We start from the raw sequence: 7,094 nt of genomic DNA on the forward strand, positions 1-7,094 counted from the left end.
AGGCGGACACGAGCCCCGCGCCGGAACCACACCGGACGTACGGTAGCCAGGTTGTTTGGCCGGCACACGAATGGCAGCCAACGACTGCCTAGAAAGACGGAGACCGCTTTGGCGCATATGGAAATCACGACCTTCGGCACCGTCGGTGTACGCGTGGAGGACCGTGACATACCCGCCCTGTCCGGGACCAAGCTCGGTCTGCTCCTGACCTATGTGGCGGCGGAGAGCCCGCGACGCATCCCGCGCGAGGAGCTGGCGCGCCTGTTCTGGCCAGACCTCGACTCCGACAGCGCGCGGGTCAACCTGCGCCAGGGCCTTTTCCAACTGCGCCGCCAACTCCCGGCCAGCGATCCCCCCCTGCTCGACGCCACACCCCGCTACGTGCGCTTCCAGCCGCAGCCGGACTCGCACATCGATTTCCTGACCCTGCAACGCGCCCGCGCCGAACGACGCACCGCCGAGGGCCGGGAGACTACTGCCCCGCCTGCCGAGCGTGCCCGCGCCGAGCGACGCACTGCCGAAAGCCGCGCCGCCACCGCCAGACATCCGAACCTGGCGATCGTCTGCGACTACCGCGGGCACTTCCTCGAGGGCCTGCGCGCCCTGCAGGATCTCCCGGAACTGTCCGCCTGGGCCCAGGCCCAGCGCGACCATCACTGGCAAAACCTGCTCGTCTTCATCACCCACAACCTTGTCGAGCTGGCCAAGCCCAATGAGGGCGAGCCGCTGCTCGCCGAGCTCCACCGCCTGCTGGCGATGGAGCCACACGACGAGACCCTGCACCATCTCCTGATGAAGGCCCTTGCAGCCAGCGGTCATCCAAAACGCGCGCTCGATCACTATGCCCATCTCGAAGCCGAGGCCGGCAAGGCGCCCGGCGAGCTCCTGGCGCGCACGCGCGAGGAAATCCTCGGCGCCGAACGCGCCGAGGCCAGCAGCCAGCACATCAAGACCGAGGAACCCGAACCGGCCATCCTGCGCCCCGAACGCCGCCGCGTTACAGTCGTGGCCTGCCATGTCCAGCCCGATGCGAGCGCCGACATCGAGATCCAGCAGCAGCAGGTCAACCGCGCCCTGGAGCATGTCGACTTCGACCTGCTGAGCCATCACGGCCATGTCGTGCCCTCCCCGGGACACGGCCTGCTGGCCTATTTCGGCTACCCGGCCGGGCGCGAGGAGGCAACCGTCGACGCCGTGCATGCCGCCTGGCAAGCACTGGAGACCGCCCCCGCCGACTGTCAGCTGCGTCTGGCCGTCGATACCGACCTGATCGTCACCGGTGCCGATCCCGATCTGCCCGACCCAACCGGCCAGTTAACCGCGCGCGTCCACGAATGCGCCCAGCGCGCGGCCCCCGGGACGCTGCGCGTGAGCGAACCGACCTACGCGCGCGTCTCCGGCTATTTCAGCTTCCGTAAAGCGGAGGACGGCACCGGTGCCTATCGCGTCACCGGCGATCCCGGCCCCCTGGATCGTGTGGATGCCCAGACCCTTCGCGGCCTGACCCCGCTGACCGGCCGCAGTCCGGAACTGGAGCAGCTTCGCGGGCACTGGGACCAGGTCCTGGAGACCGGCGAGGTCCGCTTCGTGCTGATCCAGGGTGAGGCCGGACTGGGCAAGAGCCGGCTCGCCCGCGCGCTCGACCTCCAGGTGCGCGGTCAGGCCCGCTCACGCTACCTGCTCAAGTACCGCGAGGACCGCGCCCGGCAACTGCTGGCACCCGTGCGCCAGGCCCTCGCCACCTGGATGGGTCATGACAGCCTGCGCGACGCCCGCCAGCGGCGCCTGGAAGAAGCCCTCAAACATGCGGGGACTCCCCCCGCGCTCGCGCCACGTCTCGCCCACTGGCTAACCCACCCGGATGCGGACGGCCCCGAGAGTCTTGCCCACGAGGGGCTGGACCGGGACCGCATCATCGACATCCTGGTCGAACTGGTCCACCGCCGCGCCGCACACGGCCCGACCCTACTGATCTGCGACGACCTGCACTGGATGGACTCCGGTACCTCGGAGTTCCTGCGGCGGCTGTACCAGCGCCTGCATCGCCAGCCGATCATGGCCGTCCTGACGGCGCGCATGAGCTTTCGCTCCTCCTGGCGCGACCTGTCGCTGGAGCACATCCGCCTCCACGGGCTGGACGATACCGCCGCACACGACCTGGTGGACCGCCTGGACCCGAATGGTCGCCTTTCCAGTGGCCTGCGCGACCAGCTGATCGAGCGCGGCGAGGGCGTTCCGCTATTCCTCGAGGAGCTCACGCGCTATGCCCTCGAGGCCGCGCGTACCGGCCAGCTGCCGGACACCCTCCCGCCGGGGCTTTCCAATCTTCTCGTCGCCCGCCTGGAACAGCTGGGCAGCGCCCGCGAACTGGCGCATTCGGCGGCCGTCATCGGCCGCGACTTCGATACCCGCATCCTGAGTCGCCTGCGCGGCCAGCCGGCCGACACCATTCGCCGGCAACTCACGCGCCTGACCGGAAAGGGCTTCATCGAACCCGCCGGCATGGTCGACGGGGTGCGCTATCGCTTCCGCCACGTCCTGTTCCGCCAGGCGGCCTACGAGTCGATGCTGCTGAGCGACCGCACCCGTCTGCACGGCCAGCTGGCCGACCTGATGCAGGAAGACGGCGAAAACGGCATGCAGACCGCGGACTGGGGCCGCATCGCTACCCATCTGTACCATGCCGGGCGCTATCCGGAAGCAGTCAGTGCCTGGCTGCAGGCGGGCGAGGCCGCTTTCGCGCGCGGCATCCTGCCCGAGGCCTCGCACTACTTCGAGGACGCGCTGGACTGTCTGGAGCGCCACCCACAGGCCCAGGCAAGCGACGACCCGACCACGCGCGAGCAGGAAACCCTCCGCGCCCTGGGCGGCCTCGGGGCCTCCAACCTGGCCCTGCTGGGCTACGGCTCGCGCACGGTCAACGACATCTTCGAGCGCGCCATGCGCCTGACCGCCCCGGAACAGGATCCGGTCCAGTACTTCCGTGTCCTTTGGGGCCTGTGGCATGGCGCCGGCTCCTGGCACGGATTCCCGGAGGCGCATCGCCTCGCCGCCGAGATGGAACAGCTGGCCGAACGCTCGGGCGACCGCCTTTTGAAGATCGCGGCGCATTACGTGCAGGGCAACACCCACTTCTGGACCGGGCGTTTCGCCGAGGCCCTGGAACACCAGACGCAGGCGGTCGAGCTCTACCGCGACGAGGATCACGCCACCCTGGTGGCACGCCACACCGAAAACCCCGCGATCAGCGCCCGCGGCTTCATGGCCTGGACCCTGCTCCATCTGGGCAATCACGCCCGCGCCTGGACCGAGATGGATGCCGCCTGCCAGCAGGCCGACGAGCTCGGCCACCGGCCCACCGAGGCCTTCGTGCATACCTTCCGCTCGGTCCTCGGCTTCTACTGCGCGGACCCGGAGTCGGCCCTGCCCGCCGCGCGCCGCGCGCTCTCCATCGCCCAGGAGTACGACTACCCGCTGTGGCGCGCGGCGGGCATCACGCTCGAGAACTGGGCCCTGGCCCGGCAGGGGCAAGCCGACGCGCACGAGGCCATCGAACAGCAGGTGGAAGCGATGCGCCACATCATGGATGGCGTCAACACCATCTTCCAGCTCATCCTGCTGGATGCCCTGCAGACCAGTGACACCGCCCCGGAACAGCGACTGGCGGTCGCGGACGAGGCCCTCGCCGGCTGTCGCAAACGCGGAGATCTCGCCTTCGAGCCCACGATCCGGCGACTGCGCGCGGTCGCGCTGCTCACCAAAAGCGACGGGCAAGACGAAGAGGGCTGGGAAGAACTGGAGCGCGCCCGCCGGATCGCCCACGAACAGGGCAATCCCAACATCGAACGCCAGACCCTGCTCGATTACGCCCGATTCGCCACCGACCCCCAGGTGCAATCCTGGGCCGAACGCGAACTCCTGCGCATCAACCACTGCATCATCCCGCGCCCTCACCCCGACGAACGCCGCCAGCGCGATCCTCGCCTCGCCTGACAACCACCGCCGGGGCAAGTGTCCGGCGGCGGCCGCCAGGAACCCACCGCCCCAGACTCTGCCGCTGCGGTGTTTGTCGGGCGTGCCTGCACCACAAATGAAAAGGCCCGAACCTTGCGGTTCGGGCCTTTTCGGAATATGGCGTCCCCACGGGGATTCGAACCCCGGTCGCCGCCGTGAAAGGGCGGTGTCCTAGGCCTCTAGACGATGGGGACGTAGAGGCAACGTCTTGTCGTTACTCGGGTGGGCCCTTGGGCCGGTCTTCCTCTCGATCCGGTGGCCGATGCAGAAGCGTCGTCACGAGGCCGTTGAATACCAGCAAAAACCCGATCGGTACCAGCGCGATGAGGGGCTTTGACCAGGTCTGTTCCCCGGTGAGCATCAGCCCGAAACCGCCGATCAATCCGACCACTGCCAGCACCAATCCAACGTAGAGTGAGATGACTCCGAAACGATGCATTGATGGACTCGCATTTCACCTGAGTGGTGGAGCCAGGCGGGATCGAACCGCCGACCTCCTGCATGCCATGCAGGCGCTCTCCCAGCTGAGCTATGGCCCCGTGTCAGGCGAGCGCGTACTGTAGCCAGCACCCCGAAATGTGTCAACCCGCATCGGCGGAAATTTTCTCCAACGCGCGGTCGATCCGGGCCAGGGCGCGCTCGCGACCGATCAGCACCAGCGTATCATCGATCGGCGGGGACACCGTACCCCCGGTCAGGGCCACCCGCAGGGGCTGCGCGACCTTGCCCAGCTTCAGCTCCAGCCGCTCGCCGGTATGCACCACCACCTCATGGAGCGGTTCCTTCTCCCAGGCGCCCAGGGCACTGAATCCATCGTGCAGGGTTTGCAAGACGGGCTTGGCCTCGACGGTCAGCTGCTTGCGCACGGCCTTCTCGTCGTAGTCCTCGAACTCGCGATAGAAATACACGCTGTTCTCGGCCATTTCGCGAAGCGTCCGGGCACGTTCGCGCTGGGCAATGACGACATCGCGCATCGCCGGTCCATCGCTCGGGTCGATCCCCAACTGTCCCAGGTGCCAGCCGAATTCCAGTGCGACGTGGTCCGGGTCCAGCGTCTTGATGTAATGCTGGTTCAGCCACAGAAGCTTGTCGGGGTTGATGGCAGAGGCGGACTGGTTGACGTCCTCGATATCGAACAGGCGCACCAGCTCGTCCATCGAGAAGATTTCCTGATCTCCATGCGCCCACCCCAGACGCACCAGGTAGTTCAGCAATGCCTCCGGCAGGTAGCCCTCGTCGCGATACTGCATGACCGACACGGCGCCATGGCGCTTGGACAGCTTGGCGCCGTCCGGACCCATGATCATCGGCAGGTGGCCATAGCGCGGCGGCTCTACGCCCAGCGCCTTGAGGATGTTGATCTGGCGCGGGGTGTTGTTCAGGTGGTCGTCGCCGCGGACCACATGGGTAATGCCCATGTCCATGTCGTCGACAACCACGGTCAGGTTGTAGGTCGGCGAGCCATCGGAGCGGGCGATGATCAGGTCGTCCAGCTCGCTGTTCTGGAACGCGACCTTTCCGCGCACCATGTCGTCGACGAGCGTCACGCCCTCGTCCGGGGTGCGGAAGCGGATGACCGGTTCCACGCCCTCGCGTGGCTCGGTGCGAGCGCGGCAGCGGCCGTCATAGCGCGGCTTTTCCTTGCGCGCCTTCTGCTCCTCGCGCATCGCGTCCAGTTCTTCCTTCGTGCAGTAGCAGCGATAGGCATGGCCGGCCGCCATCAGCTGATCGATCACCTCCTTGTACCGGTCAAAGCGCTCCGTCTGATAGAACGGCCCATGATCGTAGGTGAGCCCCAGCCAGTTCATGCCCTCGAGGATGGCGTTCACCGACTCGGCCGTGCTGCGCTCGAGGTCGGTGTCCTCGATGCGCAGCACGAACTCGCCACCGTGGTGGCGAGCATACAGCCAGGAGAACAGTGCTGTACGGGCACCACCGATATGCAGATAACCGGTGGGACTGGGGGCAAAACGGGTACGAAGACTCATGCGCAGGACACTCGATTTCGGAACGTAGTCAAGGGCGCATAGGGTAGCAGAACGATACCGCTCCATAATCCGGCAATCCGGCGACCGTGGGCGATACTCGAGGCAGACAAACATCGCCGACGCCGCAGGAAGGAACCGCGATGAAAGCCGTCGCCCTCACCCGGCACTCCGGGCAGTATCAGATTGCCGTGGAGCGCCGACACAAAAAGGGCCCCTCCGGGACCGGGGGCCGGCGAGTACAACCCGTTCAACCGGCCGTTACGGCAGCGCCGGAATCCCGAATGGGGGTATGTCCCCGGTCAGCGCGTGCATGAACTTCCAGGTCCGCGACCTCGTCATCGCTGAACTCCGTACCCAGCATCTCCCGCCCCATGATGCGGATCGCCTCGTCCAGCGTGGCGGTCTCCCCATTGTTCATGTAGGGGGGTCAGGGCCACGTTGCGCAGGGTTGGCGTCTTGAAGGCAAAGCGATCGCTTTCCTCCTCGGTCACCCGATAGCGGCCCTCGTCTTCCGAGCCCGGTACCTGGATGCGATGGAAGTTGCTGTCGGTCATTGCCGGGCCGCGGTGGCAGGCCACGCAGCCATTGTCGGCGAAGAGTTTCATCCCGTGCCGCTGCTGCTCGGACATCGCGCCCTCGTCTCCGACCCGCCAGTGATCCAGCGGCGAGTACGGGGTGTTCAGCGTTCGCTGCAAGGCGGCCAGCGCATGGGCCACGTGATCGGCATTGATCACGTTGTCGCCGTCACATAGCCGGGATAGCCGGCTTGGACTTCTCCTGGCACTCGTTGAACTCTTCCAGACGTTCGATCGCGTCTGCCAACGCCATCGCCATCGCCATCTCGATTTCGGCCTCGATCGAACCCAGCTCCGGCAACGGGTCGAACACGTCGCGGCACTCGGAATAGTCCGTATCCGCCAGCACCGGTGTCGAGGTTCCCATGGCGACGACCACGCAGGCCGCGTGCGCGGTCATGCGAAATCCGGAAAGTGTCTTCGTGGAAGGTCTCCCCTGGGAAATAGGTGTCGGCCCGGATCGATCTAGACTCGGTCCAGATCGCCTGAAACCCACCCTACCCACACGGGAAACCGG

3 protein-coding genes, 2 tRNA genes and 1 pseudogene are annotated in these 7,094 nt (G+C 66.7%); 1 reads left to right on the top strand and 5 read right to left on the bottom strand.

The features are described 5' to 3' along the window. The first annotated feature begins 117 nt into the window (after window positions 1-117). Complete coding sequence (locus tag ACESLR_RS09545; protein WP_373024010.1) at window positions 118-3,993, top strand: AAA family ATPase; 3,876 nt, start codon at window positions 118-120, stop codon at window positions 3,991-3,993. 139 nt (window positions 3,994-4,132) lie between these two features. Here ACESLR_RS09545 and ACESLR_RS09550 read toward each other — a convergent pair. The 5 genes and pseudogenes from ACESLR_RS09550 to ACESLR_RS09570 all read right to left on the bottom strand — a co-directional run bounded on the left by ACESLR_RS09550 (window position 4,133) and on the right by ACESLR_RS09570 (window position 6,977). Beyond that, a tRNA-Glu gene (locus ACESLR_RS09550) sits at window positions 4,133-4,208 on the bottom strand. A gap of 20 nt (window positions 4,209-4,228) precedes the next feature. Next, a complete protein-coding gene (locus ACESLR_RS09555; protein ID WP_373023997.1) occupies window positions 4,229-4,453 on the bottom strand; it encodes a hypothetical protein in 225 nt (74 codons plus the stop codon). Window positions 4,454-4,477: 24 nt separating this feature from the next. After that, window positions 4,478-4,553: transfer RNA gene (locus tag ACESLR_RS09560), tRNA-Ala, on the bottom strand. Between the two features lie 42 nt (window positions 4,554-4,595). After that, a complete protein-coding gene (gene gltX / locus ACESLR_RS09565; protein ID WP_373023998.1) occupies window positions 4,596-6,002 on the bottom strand; it encodes a glutamate--tRNA ligase in 1,407 nt (468 codons plus the stop codon). 258 nt (window positions 6,003-6,260) lie between these two features. Next, window positions 6,261-6,977: pseudogene (locus ACESLR_RS09570) on the bottom strand (cytochrome-c peroxidase). Window positions 6,978-7,094 lie beyond the last annotated feature (117 nt).

Origin of the sequence: Thioalkalivibrio sp. (genome assembly GCF_041685615.1) — a bacterium.
In the GTDB taxonomy this organism is placed as follows: Bacteria; Pseudomonadota; Gammaproteobacteria; order Ectothiorhodospirales; family Ectothiorhodospiraceae; genus Thioalkalivibrio.

What these genes read in the sequence shown, in the direction of transcription:
- ACESLR_RS09545 (WP_373024010.1), top strand. Translation starts at nt 118, where the DNA reads ATGGAAATCACGACCTTCGGCACCGTCGGTGTACGCGTGGAGGACCGT.
- ACESLR_RS09555 (WP_373023997.1), bottom strand. Translation starts at nt 4,453, where the DNA reads ATGCATCGTTTCGGAGTCATCTCACTCTACGTTGGATTGGTGCTGGCA.
- gltX (WP_373023998.1), bottom strand. Translation starts at nt 6,002, where the DNA reads ATGAGTCTTCGTACCCGTTTTGCCCCCAGTCCCACCGGTTATCTGCAT.